Origin of the sequence: Azospirillum sp. 11R-A (assembly GCF_049472615.1) — a bacterium.
Taxonomy (GTDB): domain Bacteria; phylum Pseudomonadota; class Alphaproteobacteria; order Azospirillales; family Azospirillaceae; genus Azospirillum; species Azospirillum palustre.
This window is the reverse complement of the sequence record NZ_JBCEBL010000022.1, coordinates 1-18,033: the sequence shown is the minus strand read 5'-3', so window position 1 is coordinate 18,033 and position 18,033 is coordinate 1. Positions and strand designations below refer to the sequence as shown.

The window sequence follows — 18,033 nt, the reverse complement described above, 5'->3', positions numbered from 1 at the left end:
CAATCCGAAAAGACGCAAGGTCGGCGGGTGTCGCTTGTCGGTGGGAAAGGGCTGAACTACTCTGCGCATCTTGAATCATTTTGACAGATTCAGCCGGGCAGTTACCAAGCACCGGCAGTCCCGGGGGTGAAGAGCGTGGTCGGTCTCGCTGGCTTCTTTTGGAACAAGGAACCCCGGCGCCAAGCCGATCACGCCGCCACAGACCGCGACCGCTGGCGGGCGATGCTGGCCGCGACCCCGCAGCCCTGGTGCGCCTGGACCGACCGGGGCGAATGCCTTCTGTCCGACGAGGCGGCGGCCCTGCTGGGCATTTCCGATTGCGCCCCGCTCAATTCCGACACGCCCAGCGCCGATACGCCCAAGGCCGATACGCCCAGCGCCGATGTTCTGGCTACCCTGAAGGCGCCCGACCTCGGCCCCGCCCTGGCCCGGCTGCGCCGCGACGGCGAGCCCTTCCGCTGCGAGGCGGCGGCCCCCGGCGGGCGGCGGCTGGTGCTGACCGGCCGGCGCGGACGGGCGGGCGACACCCACTGCGACGTGGTGTGGATCGAGGATGTGACCGTCGCCCGCGACGCCGCCAAGGATGCCACGCAGCGCCAGGAACAGGCGGCCGGGGCGGCGCGCTCCCGCCTTGCCGATTTGCAGGCGATGGCCGATGCGCTGCCGCTGCCGGTGTGGATGCGCGACCGCTCGTTACGGCTGTCCTGGTGCAATCGCGCCTATGCCCGCGCCGTCGACGGCGATCCCGACACGGTGGTGGCGGAGGGGCGGGAGCTGACCGCCACCGGCCGGGCGCTGGCCGAACGGGCGCGCAGCGGCGGCTTCGCCCAGTCCGACCGCGCCCCCGTGGTGATCGGCACCGAGCGCCGCTTGCTGGAGGTGACCGAGGCGCCGCTGCCGCTGACCGACGGCGGCGGCACGCTGGCGGTCGGTTACGCCCTCGACCTCACCCCGCTGGAGGAGCTGCGCGGCGAGCTGGACCGCCATCTGACCGCCCATGCCGAGGTGCTGGAGCGGCTGGGCACCGCCATCGCCATCTTCGGCCCCGACACCCGGCTGACCTTCTTCAACCAGGCCTATGCCCGGCTGTGGGACCTCGACGAGGCGTGGCTGCGCGGCGAGCCGACCAACGCCGAGCTGCTGGAGGAGCTGCGCGCCCGCCGCCGCCTGCCGGAATATGCCGACTACCAGACCTTCAAGCGCGAGCGGCTGACCCGCTACACCCATCTGGTCGAGCCGGTCGAGGAGATGCTGCACCTGCCGGACGGCACCACGCTGCGCCATCTGGCGGCGCCGCATCCGCAGGGCGGGCTGATCACCATCCTGGAGGACGTGACCAACACGCTGGCGCTGGAATCCTCCTACAACACCCTGATGGCGGTGCAGCAGGAGACGCTGGACAATCTGGCGGAGGGCATCGCCGTGTTCGGCGGCGACGGCCGGCTGAAGCTGTCCAACCCGGCCTTCGCCCGCATCTGGGATCTGGAGGACTGCGACCTGCATGGCGAACCGCACATCGCCGACGTCATCGAACGCATGCGCCCGCTGCTGGAGATCGCGGCGGTTGACAGGGGGGCGGACAAGAGCGCCGACAGGCCGGGCGAGGCCGCCACCTGGGAGGCGGTGAAGGAGGAGCTGATCGGCGCCACGCTGGAGCGCAGCGTCCGCTCCGGCCGGGTGGAGCGCAGCGACGGGTCGGTGGTGGAGTTCTCCACCCTGCCGCTGCCCGACGGGGCGGTGCTGAACAGCTATCTCGACGTCACCGACGGCGCCCGGCTGGAGACGGCGCTGCGCGCCTCCAACGCCGCGCTGGAGGCCGCCGACCAGCTGAAGAGCGAGTTCATCGCCAACGTCTCCCACCATCTGCGCACGCCGCTGAACGGCATCATCGGCTTCGCCGAGGTGCTGGCGAACCAGTATTTCGGCGAGCTGAACACCCGGCAGATGGAGTATGTCCGCAGCATGCTGGCCGCCGGCCAGCGCCTGCTGGAGCTGATCGACGACGTGGTCGACCTGACCAGCCTGGGTGCCGGCGTCACCACGCTGGAACGGGGGGCGATCAGCCTGCCCGACCTGCTCGACTCGGTGGCCGGGCTGACCCGCGAATGGGCGCGGCGCGAGGGGCTGCGGCTGGAGGTGGTGGCGCCGGACGCGCTGGGTGAGATGGAGGGCGACGGCAAGCGGCTGAAACAGGCGCTGTTCACCCTGGTGGTCGGCGCCATCCGCAACCCGCCGCCCGACCGCCGCATCCGCCTTGCCGGCGAGCGGCTGAACGGCAGCATCACCCTGTCGGTCAGCGGCGCCGCCCCGCCCGATGCCGACCCGCAGGGTGCCGCGGCGCTCGGCATCTCGCTGGCCCGCAACGTGATGGAGCTTCACGGCGGCCGGCTGGAGCTGGACGAGACCGGCGGCCCCGGCTACCGCAGCGCCCATGTCCGCTGCATCATGCCGGTGCGGGCGCCGGCAAACGGGGTGAGGGCGGGGTAGTCCCCGCCCCGCCGGGTTTCTTACGCAGCGCCCGGCACGCCCTTCGAGGTGGAATATTCGAAATGCAGCGCCTCGCCCGGATAGACCAGCGGGCGGATGGCGTGGGCGGCCTGGGCCGCTTCGGCGAAGCCGCAGAGGATCAGCTTCAGCTTGCCGGGGTAGGTCGCGATGTCGCCGATGGCGAAGACGCCCGGCACGTTGGTGCCGCAGCCGGGCTGGGCCACCGCGATGTGGCTGCGCTCCAGATCCAGCCCCCAGTCGGCGATGGGGCCGAGATTCATCGACAGGCCGAAGAAGGCCAGCAGGGCGTCGGCCGGCAGCGCCTTTTCCTCGCCGTCCAGCGTGGCGACGCGCACGGCGGTCAGCCGGCCGTCCGCGCCGTCCAGCCCGGACAGCTGGTAGGGCACCACCATCTCGACCCGCCCCTCGCGCACCAGCGCTTCCATGCGGGCGACGCTTTCGGGGGCGGCGCGGAATTTCGGACGGCGGTGGACGACATAGACGCGCTCCGCCACGTCGGCCAGCGAGATCGCCCAGTCGACGGCGCTGTCGCCGCCGCCGGCGATCACCACCTTCTTGCCGGCGAAGTCCTGGCGGCGGCGCACCATGTAGAAGACCGACTTGCCCTCATAGGCCTCCAGCCCGTCGAGCGGCGGGCGGTTGGGGCCGAAGGCGCCGCTGCCGGCGGCGATGACGACCGCCTGGGTGTCGATCTTCGTGCCGATGCTGGTCTCCACCAGCCAGCGCCCGCTGTCCTGGCGGGTCAGCTTTTCCACCTGCTGGCCCAGGTGATAGGTGGGCGAGAAGGGGGCGGCCTGCTCCGCCAGCCGGTCGATCAGGTCGGCCGCCTCGATCGAGGGATGGGCCGGGATGTCGTAGATCGGCTTTTCCGGGTAGAGCGCCGTGCACTGGCCGCCGACCATGTCCAGCGCGTCCACCACATGGCAGCGCATCTTCAGCATGCCGCATTCGAACACGGCGAACAGCCCGACGGGGCCGGCGCCGACGATGACGACATCGGTGGTGAGGACATCGTTGCTGGAAGCGGTCTGCGACATGAAAGCCAATTCCTTGAGACGGGGCGGCGGGTTGAGGATGGGAGAGGGAAGATTGGGAGAAGGAGGGCGACCCCTTCCATTGTCCGCATTTCCCGGCCGGGTCAACCCCCAGCAAGGGAAAGGCGGTGCTGTGCCGCAAGAGGGGCCGGCCCTTGCTCTCGCCAAAGGGACTGGATGGTCTGCGGTTTTACAATTTTGCATAAATTCGCTTAAATTTGTCGATTGCGCACCGAAGCGTGCAAGGCCGACAGTGGAGAGGTGCGGCGGATGGCCGGGACGGTCAGCCCGGACGCCGGTCTGCACGCCAGTCGGGTGGAGGCCCGGGATGAAGGAACTTCGCTGTCTGGTCTTCACCGACCAGGAGGTCGTGCGGGCCGTGCTGGATCGCCGGCGCCGGGTGAAGGACACGCTGCCGGTCGGCACCGTCTCCAAGGTCGCCTACCACCGTCCCGAAGGGTCGGAGCCGGATGGCATCGAAACCCGTCTGACCATCACCGACGACAACGGTGCGGTGACCGAACTGGGGTTGCCCGAGGCCGAGGTGACGGCGGCGCTGGTCGGCTACTGCATGGGCCGGCGCATCCCCCTGCCGGTGGCGTCCGACAAGATGCTGCACCTGATCAACGGCGCGCTGACGCTGATGATCACCATGAACTTCAACAAGGCGCCGCGGCTGGTGGTCACCGCCGGAGCGGACGGCGCCGGATCGGGGCCGGCACCGGGGTCCGACCGGCTGTCGCCCAAGCGGCGGATCGGCCGCTAAGCCCGCTACCCACCCACTCTTCTTTCCGGCTTGCGGGCGGGCGGCGGCTTCGCACAGTATCCGCGCCATGCCGGACACTCCCCTCCATACCGTTACCCTGCCCCTGCCCGACGAGGCCGCCACCGCGGCGCTGGGCCGCCGGCTGGGCGTCCTCCTGCGGCCGGGCGACCTCGTGGCCCTGCGCGGCGACCTCGGCGCCGGCAAGAGCGCGCTGTCGCGGGCCTTGATCCGCAGCGTCACCCATGAGGACGCCGAGGTGCCGTCCCCCACCTTCACCCTGGTGCAGACCTACGACACCGCCATCGGCCCGGTCTGGCATTTCGACCTCTACCGCCTGTCGGGACCGGACGAGGTGTATGAGCTGGGCTGGGACGACGCGCGGGCCGAGGCGGTGGCGCTGGTCGAATGGCCGGACCGGCTGGGTCCGCTGCTGCCGCCCGACCGGGTGGAGGTGACGATGGAGCATGATGGTCCGGACGCCCGCCGCGCCACGCTGACCGGCCATGGCGCGCTGGCGGCGCGGGTGGCCGCCGCCGACTGGACTCTGTAATGACGGCCGTTTCTTCCGCGCGGCAAGCCGAGATCACCGCCTTCCTGGCCACCAACGGCCTGTCCGATGCGGTGCGGCAGCCGCTGGCCGGCGATGCCTCCGCAAGGCGCTACGAGCGCCTGCGCAAGGCCGATGGCGGCACGCTGATCCTGGTCGACACGCCCGCCCCGGCCGAGGATCTCGTCCCCTTCATCGCCATCGGCGCCGAGTTGGCCGCCATCGGGCTGTCGGTTCCAGCCGTGCTGGCCGCGGATGTGGAACGCGGTCTGGCGATCCAGGATGATTTCGGAAGCGAAACATTCACGCGCCTGCTCGACGCTGGTGCCGATCCGCAGCCGCTCTATGAAATGGCGACCGATGCGCTGATCGCGATCCACCGCGGCTGGCCGGACGGGGCGGCGCAACGCCTCGCCCTGCCCATCTACGATCCGGACCTGTTCATCGCCCAGACCCGGCTGTTCCTCGACGCCTATATGCCGGTGGTGCTGGGGCACCCCTTGAGCGAGCGGGATCGTTCCGATTTCGATACGGCTTGGCGGGCGGTGCTGGAGCCGGTCTGCGCCGGAGCGCCGTCGCTTCTGCTGCGCGACTACCATGTCGACAACCTGATGCGGCTGGACCGGCCGGGGGCGAAGGCCGCCGGGCTGATCGACTTCCAGAGCGCCGGCTGGGGGCCGCGGGCCTACGACCTCGTCTCGCTGCTGGAGGATGCGCGGCGCGACGTGGCGCCCGCTCTGGCCGAGGCGATGGTCGCGCGCTATCTCGCCGCATTCCCCGACACCGATGCCGCCGCCTTCCGCCGCGCCATGGCGGTGCTGGGGGCCGTCCGCCACACGCGGATCGTCGCCATCTTCGTCCGTCTGGCGCTGGGCCAGGGGCGGCGGTCCTACCTTGTCCATCTGCCGCGGGTCTGGCGCCTGCTGGAGGCGCAGCTGGCGAAGCCGGAGCTTGGGCCGGTCGCCGGCTGGTTCGACCGCCATCTGCCGCCCGGTGCCCGTGCCGCCTTCGTCGTTCCGGAGACGATCTGAGATGACCGTGACCATTCCCAAAACAGCCATGGTCTTGGCCGCCGGCCAGGGCCTGCGCATGCGCCCGCTGACCAACCACCGGCCTAAGCCGCTGATCCCGGTGCTGGGCAAGCCGATGCTGGACCATGCGCTCGACCGGCTGGCCGAGGCCGGCGTCGGCCGGGCGGTGGTGAACAGCCATTATCTCGGTGCGATGATCGGCGAGCACCTGAAGGACCGGACGGCGCCAGCGATCACCCTGTCGCCGGAGGACACGCTGCTGGAGACCGGCGGCGGGGTGAAAAAGGCCCTGCCCCATCTCGGCACCGCGCCGGTCTATACGGTGAATGCCGACATCTTCTGGCTCGACGGGCCGGTGCCGGCCCTGCGCCGCCTGGCAGCCCACTGGAACCCGGCGGAGATGGACGCGCTGCTGCTGCTGATGGCGACGACCAAGTCGGTCGGCTATGACGGGCTCGGCGACTATCACATGGACCCACTGGGCGGCCTGACCCGCCGGAGCGAGCGCGAACTGGCGCCCTTCGTCTATGCCGGGGTGCAGATCGTCAAGCCGGAGCTGTTCGCGGCGGACACGCCCGACGGCGCCTTCTCCACCAACCTGATCTGGGACCGCGCCCAGGCGGCGGGCCGGCTGTTCGGCCTTGCCCATGACGGGCTGTGGTTCCACATCGGCACGCCGGCCGGTCTCCGGGAAGCGGAGGATCTGCTGTCCATCGGCGGCGTGCGGGCGGTGGCGCATTGAGGGCCGGCCCGCGCTATACTCAAGCCACGCCAGACTCAATCGCAAGTAGCCCTTACCCGGAACCGATCGCAGGCTCATGACCCTCCCCAAAGTCTACAGCATCCCCGCGGGCGCGCCCTTCGTCGACATGCTGGCGGCGGGGATCATGGAGCGGGTCGGCGGCGACCCGATGGCCTTGGCCGGGGTCACCGTGTTGCTGCCGACACGGCGCGCCTGCCGGTCGCTGCAAGCGGCTTTCCTGCGGCGGTCGGGCGGGCAGCCGACGCTGCTGCCGCGGATGGCGCCGCTGGGCGAACTCGACGCCGGCGACCTCAGCCTGACCGAGGAGGAACTGCCCGACGTCCCGCTCGACCTGCCGGAGGCGATATCGCCCTTGAACCGGCAGATGACGCTGGCGCGGCTGATCCTGGGGGCCGAGGGGCTGTCGGCGACCACGGCGCAGGCGGTGCGGCTGGGCGCCGACCTGGGCCGGCTGATCGACGCGGTGTGGACCGAGCGCGCCGGCTTCGAGAAGCTGGAGTCGCTGGTGCCGGAGGATTATGCCGAGCACTGGCAGGTCACGCTGAAATTCCTGCGCATCATCACCGAGGTCTGGCCCGCCATCCTCGAGTCGGGCGGCCAGACCGACCCGGCCAAGCGCCGCAATCTGGCGCTGGAGACGCAGGCGGCATTGTGGCAGGCCGCCCCGCCGCCGGGCATGGTGATCGCCGCCGGCTCCACCGGCTCCATCGTCGCGACGACGGAACTGCTGGCGGTCATCGCCCGGCTGCCGCACGGGGCGGTGGTGCTGCCCGGCCTCGACACCGGGGCCGACGACGCGATCTGGGACGCCATCGCCGAGGATGAATCTCACCCGCAGCACGGGCTGTCGCAGCTGATCCGCCTGCTGGAGGTGGAGCGGCACGAGGTGCTGCCCTGGACCGACGCGCCGGAGCCGCGCGGCGCCCGCGCCCGCCTGATCGCCGAGGCGATGCGCCCGGCGGCGACCACCGAGGGCTGGCGCGAGCTGTCCGGGGTGGATGCCGCGGCGCTGGACGGGCTGACCCGCATCGACGCCACCACCTCGGAGGAGGAGGCGCAAGTCATCGCGCTGCTGATGCGCCATGCGCTGGAAATGCCGACGAAGACCGCGGCGCTGATCACCCCCGACCGCAATCTGGGCCGCCGGGTCGCCATGGCGCTGGCGCGCTGGGGCATCCTGGTCAACGACTCCGGCGGCCAGCCGCTCGCCCACACCGCGGTCGGCACCTATCTGCGGCTGACGGCGGAGCTGGTGGCGAGCCGCGTCCATCCGCTGGCCCTGCTGGCGCTCGCCAAGCACCCGATGGCGGCGGGCGGCCGCGACTCAGCGGATTTCCGCGCCACCGCCCGCGCGCTGGAGCGCGTCGTGCTGCGCGGCCCCCGCCCGGCGGAGGGCTTCGACGGCGTGCTGGCCGCGCTGGAGCAGGCCGAGCGCTTCGACCATGAGGAGCAGCAGGAGTTCCTGCGCACTTGGCTGGTCGACATTGGCCAGCGCGCCGCCCCCTTCCTCGAGGCGCTGGCCGGCGACACGCCGCTGGCCGACCTCGTGCGCGCCCATGTCGCCTTCTGCGAATCGCTGGCCGCCGACGACGAACTGACCGGGGCGGAGCGGCTGTGGCGGCAGGACGACGGCGAAGAGGCGGCGCGCTTCGTCCACGACCTGCTCGAGGCGGCCGACGGCTTCCCGGCAATCCCGGCCAAGGATTACCCGGCCCTGCTCGACGCGCTGATGAGCGCGCGGGCGGTGCGTCCCCGCTACGGCCTGCACCCGCGCCTGTTCATCCTGGGTCCGATGGAGGCGCGCCTCCAGCATCTCGACCTGACCATCCTCGGCGGGCTGAACGAGGGAACCTGGCCGCCGGCCGCCTCCGCCGATCCGTGGATGTCGCGGCCGATGCGGCGCGACTTCGGCCTGCCCAGCCCGGAACGGCTGGTCGGCATGTCGGCCCACGACTTCGCCCATGCCTGCGGCGCGCCCGAAGTGGTGCTGACCCGCGCCGCGCGGGTGGAGGGCACGCCGACCGTGCCGTCGCGCTGGCTCCTGCGGCTGGAGACCGTGCTGAAGGCGCTGGATCTGGACGGCGTGATCGAGGATCGCGGGGCCTGCTGGCTCGGCTGGGCGCGCGGGCTGGACGAGCCGGACCGCGTGCAGCCGGTGGCGGCGCCGGAGCCGCGCCCGCCGCTGGCCGCCCGGCCGCGCAAGCTGTCGGTGACCGAGATCGAGACCTGGATGCGCGACCCCTACGCCATCTATGCCCGCCACGCCCTGCGGCTGCGCGCGCTCGACCCCATCGCCGCCGATCCGGGGGCGTCCGACCGCGGCCAGATCATCCACGACACGCTCGACGCCTTCGTCCGCGAGCATCCCGGACTGCTGCCGCATGACGCGCTCGACCGGCTGATCGGGCTGGGGCGCGAACGGTTCGGCCCGCTGCTGCGCAGCCATCCCGACGTCTGGGCCTTCTGGTGGCCGCGCTTCGAGCGGGTGGCCGGCTGGTTCGTCGATCTGGAGCGCGAGCGCCGGCCCCGCCTGCGTCCGCTGGCGACCGAGGTGCCAGGCCGGCTGGAGCTGTCCGGCCCCGGCGGCCCCTTCGCCCTGACCGCCAAGGCCGACCGCATCGACCGCGGCCCCGACGGGCTGGTGGTGATCGACTACAAGACCGGCACCCCGCCGAGCGCGCGGGAGATCGAGCTTGGCTTCGCCCCGCAGCTGCCGCTGGAGGCCGCCATCGCCGCGGCCGGCGGATTCAGCGGGGTGGACAAGGGCGAGGTGGCGGAGCTGACCTTCTGGCGCCTGTCCGGCGGCGACCCGGCCGGCGAGGAGAAGCCGGTGAAGGGCGACCCGGCGGCATTGGGCGAGGAGGCGCGGGCCGGTCTGGAGGCGCTGATCGCGCAATTCGACGATCCGGAGACGCCCTACCGCTCGCGTCCGCGCCCGGCGATGGCGCCGCGCTACACCGACTACGCGCATTTGGCCCGCGTCCAGGAATGGTCGTCGGGCGGCGGGGAGGGCGAGTGATGGGGGGTGGTGTCGGCTTGATTCTCCCTCTCCTCCCCAGGGAGAGGGTCGGGGTGAGGGGGGCGCATTGCGTGCCTGTCTCAAGGATCCTGCGGTGCATCCCCCTCACCCTAACCCTCTCCCCGGGGGGGAGAGGGGATGAGTTCCCACACCGGAATCTGCCCGCATGACCATGACCGACCTGTCCCCCCGCACCCTGCCGCTTGATCCCAATGTGGCGCAGCGGCGGGCGTCCGATCCGACGGCGTCGGTCTGGGTTGGGGCCTCGGCCGGCTCGGGCAAGACCAAGGTGCTGACCGACCGGGTGCTGCGGCTGATGCTGTCGGGCACGCCGCCGGCGCGCATCCTCTGCCTGACCTTCACCAAGGCCGCCGCGGCGGAGATGGCGATCCGCATCAACCGGACGCTCGGCCTGTGGGCCACCCTGCCCGACGACGCGCTGGAGGACCGGCTGGCCGACCTCTGCGGCGAGCGGCCGTCGATGGAGGCGCGGCTGAACGCAAGGCGGCTGTTCGCCCAGGTGGTGGACTGCCCCGGCGGCATGAAGATCCAGACCATCCACGCCTTCTGCCAGTCGCTGCTGCGCCGCTTCCCGCTGGAAGCCGAACTGGCGCCGCATTTCGACGTGATGGACGACCGCACCGCCGACGGGCTGCTGACCGAGGCGCGCGACGCCGTGCTGCATGCCGGCCGGACCGAGCCGGACAGCCCGCTCGGCCGTGCCATGGGCCGGCTGACCGGCGAGCTGAATGCGGAGGATTTCGCCGGGCTGCTGGCCGAACTGGCGAGTCAGCGCGGGCAGGTGGAAAAGCTGTTCGAGCGCTTCCACGGGCTGGACGGGCTGATCGACGCCATCCACGACACCCTCAAGGTGCCGCCGGGCGTGACCGAGGAAACGATCCTCGCCCATGCCTGCCACGACGACCAGTGCGAGCCGCCCGCCCTGCGCGAGGCCTGCCGGGCGCTGTCGGGCGGCAGCGCCAGCGACCAGGAGCGCGGCATCGCCATCCAGCACTGGCTGGACGCCGCCGACCGCCGGGTGCGCGCCTTCGACGCCTACAGGCGCCTGTTCCTGACCGCCGAGGGCAGCCCGCGCAAGACGCTGATGACCAAGAAGCCGGCCACCGCCTATCCGCAGGCGCTCCTGTCCCTGCAAAAGGAGGCGGAGCGGCTGGTGGAGATTTCGGAGCGGGTCAAGGCCGCCGGGGTCGCCGCCTCGACCACCGCGCTGCTGACGCTTGCGCAGGCGATGCTGGAGGCCTACCGCGAGCGCAAGGCGGCGCGCGCCCTGCTGGATTACGACGATCTGATCCTGGCGGCCAACCGGCTCTTGAGCGGCAAGGACGGCACGCCGCGGGTGCCCTGGGTGCTGTACAAGCTGGACGGCGGTCTGGACCACATCCTGATCGACGAGGCGCAGGACACCAACCCCGACCAGTGGGCCATCGTCGCCTCTCTGGCCGGCGAGTTCTTCGTCGAGCTGGAGGCCGCCGCCCCCGACGGCAAGATCCGCACCGTCTTCGCGGTGGGCGACGAGAAGCAGTCGATCTTCAGCTTCCAGCGCGCCGATCCCGCCGAATTCGCTCGCATGCGCCGCCATTTCCAGGACAAGGCGGAGGTGGCGCAACGGACATGGGCGGGGGTCGACCTCGACATCTCCTTCCGCTCCACCTCGGCGGTGCTGGAGACGGTGGACGCCGTCTTCGCGCTCGACCATGCCCGCGACGGCGTGGCGTCGGACGCCAGCCCGACCATCCGCCACCGCGCCTTCCGCCGCGGGCAGGCCGGGCTGGTCGAGCTTTGGCCGCCGGTGAAGCCGGCGGAGGCCATCGAGACGCCGGCCTGGGCGCCGCCGGTGGCGCGCGAGACCGCCGACTCGCCGTCGGCCCGCCTCGCCTCGGTCATCGCGGCGACGGTGCACCGCTGGATCGACGGCGGCGAGACGCTGGAGGCCAAGGGCCGGCCGGTGCAGCCCGGCGACGTGATGGTGCTGGTCCGCCGCCGCACCGCCTTCGTCACCGAACTGGTCCGCGCGCTGAAGGACCGCGGCGTGCCGGTGGCCGGCGTCGACCGCATGGTGCTGACCGAACAGCTCGCCGTCATGGATCTGGTGGCGCTGTCCGACTTCCTGCTGCTGCCCGACGACGATCTGACGCTCGCCACCGTGCTGAAGGGACCGCTGATCGGGCTGACCGAGGAGGAACTGTTCCGCGTCGCCCATGGCCGGCGCGGCACGCTGTGGCGCTCGCTGGTGGCGCTGGCGGAGACGGAACCGGACTTCCGCCCGGCCCGGCGCTATCTGGGCGACCTGCTGGCGCGCACCGACTTCTCCGCCCCTTACGAGCTGTTCGCCGGTCTGCTGAACCGGCCCTGCCCGGCCGACGGGCGGTCGGGGCGGCGCGCGATCCTGAAGCGGCTCGGCCCCGACGCCCAGGATCCGCTGGAGGAGTTCCTGGCCGTCTGCCTCGCCTTCGAGAAGACCGAGCCGCCGTCCTTGCAGAATTTCCTGGCCTGGCTGGCGGCCAGCGACGCGGAGATCAAGCGCGAGCTGGAACAGGGCGGCGGCACCGTGCGGATCATGACGGTCCACGGCTCCAAGGGATTGCAGGCGCCCATCGTCTTCCTGCCCGACACGCTGGGCAGCCCGACCCAGAGCCCGCCGATCCTGTGGCCGGACGACGACTGCCCGGTGCCGCTGTTCGCCGCCCGGCGGTCCCAGGAGGACGGGCTGTGCGCCGAGGCGCGGGCGCGCGCCAACCGGCGGCGCGACCAGGAATACCGCCGGCTGCTCTATGTCGCGCTGACGCGGGCGGAGGACCGGCTCTACATCTGCGGCCACCAGGGCAAGCGCGAGCCGTCCGACGATTGCTGGTACCGGCTGGTCGAGGAGGCGATGCGCGACAACGGCGTGCAGCACCCCTTCGACTTCACCGGCCTGTGCCCCGATGGCTGGGAGGGAGAGGGCTGGCGGCTGGTCGGCGCCCAGACCGCCGCGGTGCCGCGCCATGTCGAGACGGAGGAGAGCGCCGCCGCCGAGCCGCCGCCGCCCTGGATCGGCGAACCGCCGCCGGGCGAGCCGGAGCCGTCGCGGCCGCTGACCCCGTCGCGGCCCGATGGCGAGGAGCCGGCGGTGCGCTCGCCGCTCGGCAACGACGACGGCCAGCGCTTCCGCCGCGGCCTGCTGGTCCACCGGCTGTTGCAGACGCTGCCCAACCTGGCCGAGGCGGCGCAGGAGGCCGCCTGCCGCCGCTTTCTCGCCCGCCCGGCGCACAAGCTGACGCCGGAGCAACAGGACGCCATCGCGCGGGAGACGCTGGCGGTGCTGAGCCATGCGGAGTTCGCGCATCTGTTCGGCCCCGGCTCGCGGGCGGAGGTGCCGCTGGTCGGCTTGGTGGCGCTGGGTGAAGCCAGCCGGACGTTGCAGGGCCGCATCGACCGGCTGGCGCTGACCGGGGATACGGTGTGGATCGTCGACTACAAGACCAACCGGCCGCCGCCGCGGGATCTGGAAGACGTTCCAATGGTTTACCGGCGCCAGATGGCGGCCTACCGCGAGGCGTTGCGCGCGGTCTATCCGGGGCGGCGGGTGCGCTGCGTGCTGCTGTGGACAGACGGTCCCTACACCATGGAGTTGCCGCCCTCGGTGATGGACGCGGCAGCGGCCGGACTGGCACCCAGGGTGGGGTGAGGGATGGCCGGCGGCTCACCCGAAAGATGGGGTGACTTGACCGGCCGGGCGCCTCCGCCCTACATTTTGCTCAATTCCACTGACGGGGCGATGGCCGCCGGCCTTCCACAACCGGTCCGCGGCGCTTCCGAATCCAGCACGAGGTCACATGAGCACCACCATCAAGGTTACCGACGACAGCTTCGAGCAGGACGTCCTGAAGGCCGACGGCCCGGTCCTGGTCGATTTCTGGGCGGAATGGTGCGGCCCCTGCAAGATGATCGCCCCGGCGCTCGACGAGCTGGCCGGCGAGTATGACGGCAAGGTCACCGTCGCCAAGCTGAACATCGACGAGAACCCGGACACCCCGACCAAGTACGGCGTGCGCGGCATCCCGACGCTGATGCTGTTCAAGGGCGGCAGCGTCGCCGCCACCAAGATCGGCGCCCTGCCCAAGGGTGCGCTGTTCCAGTGGGTCGACTCGGCGCTGTAAGCGTCCGTCCACAGCGGTCCAGACAGGAAAAAGCCCCGCCCGCGGTCACCGCGGCGGGGCTTTTTCTTTTAGAGGCCGTGAGGGAAGCCCCCCTCACTGCACCTTCTTTTCCTTCGCCTTGTCCTTGCCGGCATCCCCCGCCACCTCCGCGGTGCGGGCGAGGTTGTCGGCGGCGGCGCGGCCCCATTCGCTGTCGGGGGCGACGCGGCGGGCCAGCGACCAGTCGTCGCGCGCGGCCCCCAGATTGCCGCCCAGCGCCTTGACGTTGCCGCGCAGCAGGATCGCCTCCGGATCGCCGGGCTTCAGCTCCAGCGCCTGGTCGATGTCGGCCAGCGCCTGCCGGTAGTTGGACAGCGCCTTCTGCGCGCTCGCCCGGTAGAGGTAGGCGTCGGCCCGCTTCGGGTCGCGGGTCAGCGCCGCGTCCAGATCGGTGACGGCATCCCAGAAGCGCTCGCCCTCCGCACGGGCGAAGGCGCGGTCGATCAGCAGGTCGACGTCGCCGGGCGTCTTGTCGAGTGCGGCGCTGTAGAGCCGTTCCGCCCGCCCCTGGTCGCCGGCCCGCAGCCACGCCCAGCCGGCGCGGCCGAGCAGCGAGGCGGCGGCCCTGGGGTCGTCCTTGCCCAGCGTCGGCACCAGCGCCTCCATCTGGGCGCCGGCCGCCTTGAAGTCGCCGGCATGGAACAGCGCCAGCGCCTCGCAGAGCTTCGCGGAGTCGCCGCCGCCCTGCTGCTGCCAGCGCTTGGCGTCGGCCAGGGCGCCGTCCGGGTTGGCCTCCGCCTTGGCGGCGCAGGCCTGAAGCTCGCGGTTGCGGTCGAGAGCGGAGGGCTGTCCGGAGGATGAGGGCCCGGAGGATGAGGGCCCGGCCTGGGCGGCCGGCAGGGGGGCCGGCACGGCGGCGAGAAGCCCAAGCGCGAGAGCGCCGGAAAGGTAAAGATTGCGTCGGGTCATGGTGCCTTTACACTCCGCCATCGCCGGGCGGGGCGCAAGTCCGCAGGCCCGGTCCCGGTGTTACACAGTTCGGTGCTACACAGTTTGCCGCCCCTCCGCCGCTCCAACCGGAACCGCCCGCGATGACCGATCCCCGCCTGTTCGTCTTCGGCCTCGGCTACAGCGCCCGCGTCTTCGCCGACCGGCTGCGCGCCGAGGGCTGGCGCATCGCCGCCACCTGCCGCAGCGAGGAGAAGAAGGCGGAGCTGGAGGCCCAGGGCATCGAGGCCTTCCTGTTCGAGCGCGGCCGGCCGCTGGCCGATGCGACGGCGGCGCTGGCCGGCACCACCCATCTGCTGGTCAGCATCCCGCCGGACGGCAAGGGCGACCCGGTGCTCGACCAGCATGCCCGCGATCTGGCCGACCTGCGCACGCTGGACTGGGCCGGCTATCTGTCCACCACCGGCGTCTATGGCGATACCGGCGGCGAGTGGGTGAGCGAGGCGTCCTGGCTGAAGCCGACCGGCGAGCGCCAGAAGCGGCGGGTGGAGGCGGAGCGCGGCTGGCTGAACCTGTACCGGCAGTATGGCGTGCCGATGCATCTGTTCCGGCTGGCCGGAATCTACGGCCCCGGCCGCAGCGCCATCGATTCGGTGCGCGACGGCATCGCCAAGCGGGTCGACAAGCCGGGTCAGGTCTTCTGCCGCATCCATGTCGACGACATCGCTGGCACGCTGCGGGCATCGATGGCGCGACCGACGCTGGGCGCCATCTACAACGTCGCCGACGACCTGCCCAGCCCGTCGCACGAGGTGGTGGAGTATGCCTGCCGCCTGCTGGGGGTGGAGCCGCCGCCGCTGGTGCCGTTCGACCGGGCGGAGATGTCGCCGATGGCCGCCAGCTTCTACGCCGATTGCCGCCGGGTGAAGAACGACCGCATCAAGCGCCAGCTCGGCGTCGCCCTGACCTATCCCGACTATCGCGCCGGGCTGGACGCCCAGCTGGCGGCGGGGCTGTAGCCAGGAAAAGGGGCAAAACGTAAAGCTAAGATTACAAAGCAATTCCCTGACATATACCGGTAATCATAAGACTTTTCCGAAGACACGCGTGGAATTAGCAAAAGATATTTAATAATCTCGCGGGATCATAAGCGTCCAGGCGACGACCATCCCGCGAGGTGTTGTGCGCATGAACAGCACGCCGACGGCCACCCTCTCCATCCCGCTCCCTGCCGCATCCCCGGCCCCTTCGCCGGCATCTTCGCCGGGTGGGGGCGGCACCGATGTCGCCGCCTTCCGCCGCCAGATGGACGAGGTCGTCGCCCGCATCCCGATGCACGCCATCCGGTCCGTGCTGGACGCGGTCGAAGGGACGCCCAGCCCGAACGGCGAGCGGGCGCGGCACCTGCGCGATGCGCTGGTCGACCATTTCAACCGCCTGCGGCCGATGAAGGCGCGCCGCCTGTTCACCAGCCTGTTCGAACCCTTCCTGGTCGACGACCCCGTGCTCTACCGCTCGGCCGAGTCGGTGCCGGCGCTGGTCCAGCGGGTGGACATGGGCGGCATCTGGTCGGCGCTGACCCGCTATGGCTTTCCGGGGCTGGCGGCGGAGGTGCAGAGCCGGCTGGACGGCATGGCGCGCGAGGCGATACTGGATGCCGTGCTGGCCAGCCCCGACGCGATGGCGATGCGCGAGCTGATGCGGAAGGAGGCGCTCGACTTCCTCTATGCCATGGCCGGCGACCGCAAGCTGACCGACCGTTTCCTGGCGCTTGCCAACGACGAGGCGCTGCACGACGCCCGCCTGCGCACCCAGTATCTCGGCCGCAAGGCGCCGATCGACAGCGACCTGCTGGGTTTCGTCCGCGCTCTGCTGGAGCACAACGCGGTGCTGGTGCCGCTGACCGAGCGCATGCGCCGCGACATCGACGAGATGCGGATGGGGGACATGCAGGGTGCCGGCGACCCGCGGCCGGCCATCCCATCGTCCGCCGCCCCATCGTCCGCTGAGGTGGACTGCCAGTCGGCGCTGATGGTCGGCTTCGTCCGCCGGGTGCGCGATCTCGGCCTGCCCTTCCGCGACCAGTCGCAGCTGCTGGCCTGGTTCGCCCCGCTCTACGGGCTGAACGTCAAGCGGCGCTACGACGTGTTCCTGCGCCATGTGCGCGAGCATGTCGGTTCGGGCGGCCCGGCGGTGCGCGAGTCCCACCCGCTGCTGCGCGCCCTGCTCTGCCATTTCACCGCCGCCTGCACCACCATCCGCGAGGTGGTGGACGGCATGTTCGGCGACATGGACATCCAGGATGGCGGAGTCCTCTCCGCCCCCGCCCCGACCCGCGCCCTGCTGCACGAGGCGGTGGAGCGCTTCGACCGGGCGCTGACCGCGCTGGCCGGAACCGGCTTCCTCGCCAGCCGTTCGACCGGCCCGGCCCTGCGGGCGGAGCTGGCGGCGGTCAGCCGCGAGCTGACCGGCACGGTGATGCCGGCGCTGGCCGCCCGGATGCAGGCGGCGATGAACGCCCGCCACGCCCCGGTGCCCGACCATGAGGACATCGTCTGGCTGCTGGAGCTGGTGTGGCGCTGGGGCCGCACGCTCGGCAACGCCGGCTACGCCAACCCGGAGCTGAAGTCGCTGCGCCTCTATGCGGTGGAGACCGGCCGCCTCGCCTTCCTCCAGGCGATGAAGGCCGAGCCGCAGGAGAGGCCGGCCCACCGCATGGCCCACATGCTGCGCATCCGCCGGCTGATGGCGGCGATGGGCGAGACGGTGGATGGCTGGATCAGCCCGGTCAGCCAGGGACTGCACCGGGTCGTCCACAGCTATCTGGAGGCGGATGGCGAGATCGCCGGTGACGAATGGGCGGTGATCGACGCCTTCGTCGCCAGCGTGCGCAGCGAGCTGAGCCGGTCCCGCAACTGGCAGAGCGCCGATTTCGTCGATATCCTGCGCCTGCACGAGGCAAGACGGCGGGGGGAAGCGTGAATCCCCTTCGGCCGAAGGCCTTAGAGCGCCTAACAGAACCATCTTTGGACGAAACGCCAGCAGATGAGGCTGGCGGCTATTTGGTGGAATGCGGTGAAGATGTCAGCGCGCCGTTCGTATCGGACGGCGATGCGACGGAAGCGCGCGAACCAAGCGAGCGTCCGCTCGACTACCCATCGATGTCGGCCGAGGCGCTCGCTGCTCTCGATGCCGCGCCGGGCGATGCGCGGGATGATCCCCCGCCGGCGTAGCGCCTGCCGGCAGTGGGCGAAGTCGTAGCCTTTGTCGGCGTGCAG

The 18,033-nt window shown here is 71.4% G+C and carries 13 protein-coding genes; 10 read left to right on the top strand and 3 right to left on the bottom strand.

What is annotated here, in order from left to right; all coding sequences use genetic code 11:
• Nucleotides 1-135 precede the first annotated feature (135 nt).
• On the top strand, nt 136-2,487 hold the full coding sequence (locus tag VH569_RS24785) for a PAS-domain containing protein (protein WP_423318773.1): 2,352 nt from the start codon (nt 136-138) through the stop codon (nt 2,485-2,487).
• A 20-nt stretch (nt 2,488-2,507) separates the two neighbouring features.
• Here the strand turns inward: VH569_RS24785 and VH569_RS24780 are convergent, their stop codons facing one another.
• Nucleotides 2,508-3,545, bottom strand: a complete 1,038-nt coding sequence (locus VH569_RS24780) for an NAD(P)/FAD-dependent oxidoreductase (RefSeq protein WP_174475136.1) — start codon at nt 3,543-3,545, stop codon at nt 2,508-2,510.
• Nucleotides 3,546-3,870: 325 nt separating this feature from the next.
• Between VH569_RS24780 and VH569_RS24775 the strand changes: the two genes are divergently transcribed.
• The 7 genes from VH569_RS24775 to trxA all read left to right on the top strand — a co-directional run bounded on the left by VH569_RS24775 (nt 3,871) and on the right by trxA (nt 13,828).
• A complete protein-coding gene (locus tag VH569_RS24775) occupies nt 3,871-4,308 on the top strand; it encodes a hypothetical protein (protein ID WP_423318771.1) in 438 nt (145 codons plus the stop codon).
• A 67-nt stretch (nt 4,309-4,375) separates the two neighbouring features.
• Nucleotides 4,376-4,858 (top strand): tRNA (adenosine(37)-N6)-threonylcarbamoyltransferase complex ATPase subunit type 1 TsaE, encoded by a 483-nt coding sequence (tsaE, locus tag VH569_RS24770; RefSeq protein WP_423318769.1) that lies wholly within the window; start codon nt 4,376-4,378, stop codon nt 4,856-4,858.
• Nucleotides 4,858-5,886, top strand: coding sequence for an aminoglycoside phosphotransferase family protein (locus tag VH569_RS24765; RefSeq protein WP_423318767.1), 1,029 nt, complete (start codon nt 4,858-4,860; stop codon nt 5,884-5,886). Before tsaE ends, VH569_RS24765 begins: the two co-directional genes overlap by 1 nt.
• Nucleotide 5,887: 1 nt before the next feature.
• Nucleotides 5,888-6,628: a nucleotidyltransferase family protein gene (locus VH569_RS24760; protein ID WP_423318765.1), complete on the top strand. Its 741-nt coding sequence runs from the start codon at nt 5,888-5,890 to the stop codon at nt 6,626-6,628.
• 76 nt (nt 6,629-6,704) lie between these two features.
• Nucleotides 6,705-9,668, top strand: a complete 2,964-nt coding sequence (gene addB / locus VH569_RS24755) for a double-strand break repair protein AddB (RefSeq protein ID WP_423318763.1) — start codon at nt 6,705-6,707, stop codon at nt 9,666-9,668.
• 166 nt (nt 9,669-9,834) lie between these two features.
• Nucleotides 9,835-13,356 (top strand): double-strand break repair helicase AddA, encoded by a 3,522-nt coding sequence (gene addA / locus VH569_RS24750; RefSeq protein WP_423318761.1) that lies wholly within the window; start codon nt 9,835-9,837, stop codon nt 13,354-13,356.
• A 148-nt stretch (nt 13,357-13,504) separates the two neighbouring features.
• Nucleotides 13,505-13,828: a thioredoxin TrxA gene (gene trxA / locus VH569_RS24745; protein ID WP_098740783.1), complete on the top strand. Its 324-nt coding sequence runs from the start codon at nt 13,505-13,507 to the stop codon at nt 13,826-13,828.
• Between the two features lie 93 nt (nt 13,829-13,921).
• Here trxA and VH569_RS24740 read toward each other — a convergent pair whose 3' ends face one another.
• Nucleotides 13,922-14,776, bottom strand: coding sequence for a hypothetical protein (locus VH569_RS24740; RefSeq protein WP_423318760.1), 855 nt, complete (start codon nt 14,774-14,776; stop codon nt 13,922-13,924).
• 122 nt (nt 14,777-14,898) lie between these two features.
• Here VH569_RS24740 and VH569_RS24735 point away from each other — a divergent pair, with 122 nt between their 5' ends.
• Together VH569_RS24735 and VH569_RS24730 are read left to right on the top strand one after the other, a co-directional pair.
• Entirely contained in the window at nt 14,899-15,774 is an 876-nt protein-coding gene (locus VH569_RS24735; RefSeq protein ID WP_423318758.1) for an SDR family oxidoreductase, read from the top strand.
• 169 nt (nt 15,775-15,943) lie between these two features.
• The gene (locus VH569_RS24730) at nt 15,944-17,737 is read left to right on the top strand and encodes a hypothetical protein (RefSeq protein ID WP_423318756.1); all 1,794 of its coding nucleotides are present in this window, start codon (nt 15,944-15,946) and stop codon (nt 17,735-17,737) included.
• Between the two features lie 29 nt (nt 17,738-17,766).
• Here VH569_RS24730 and VH569_RS24725 read toward each other — a convergent pair.
• Nucleotides 17,767-18,033 (bottom strand): transposase (locus VH569_RS24725; RefSeq protein WP_423318754.1); only part of this gene is annotated, 267 nt, incomplete at its 5' end.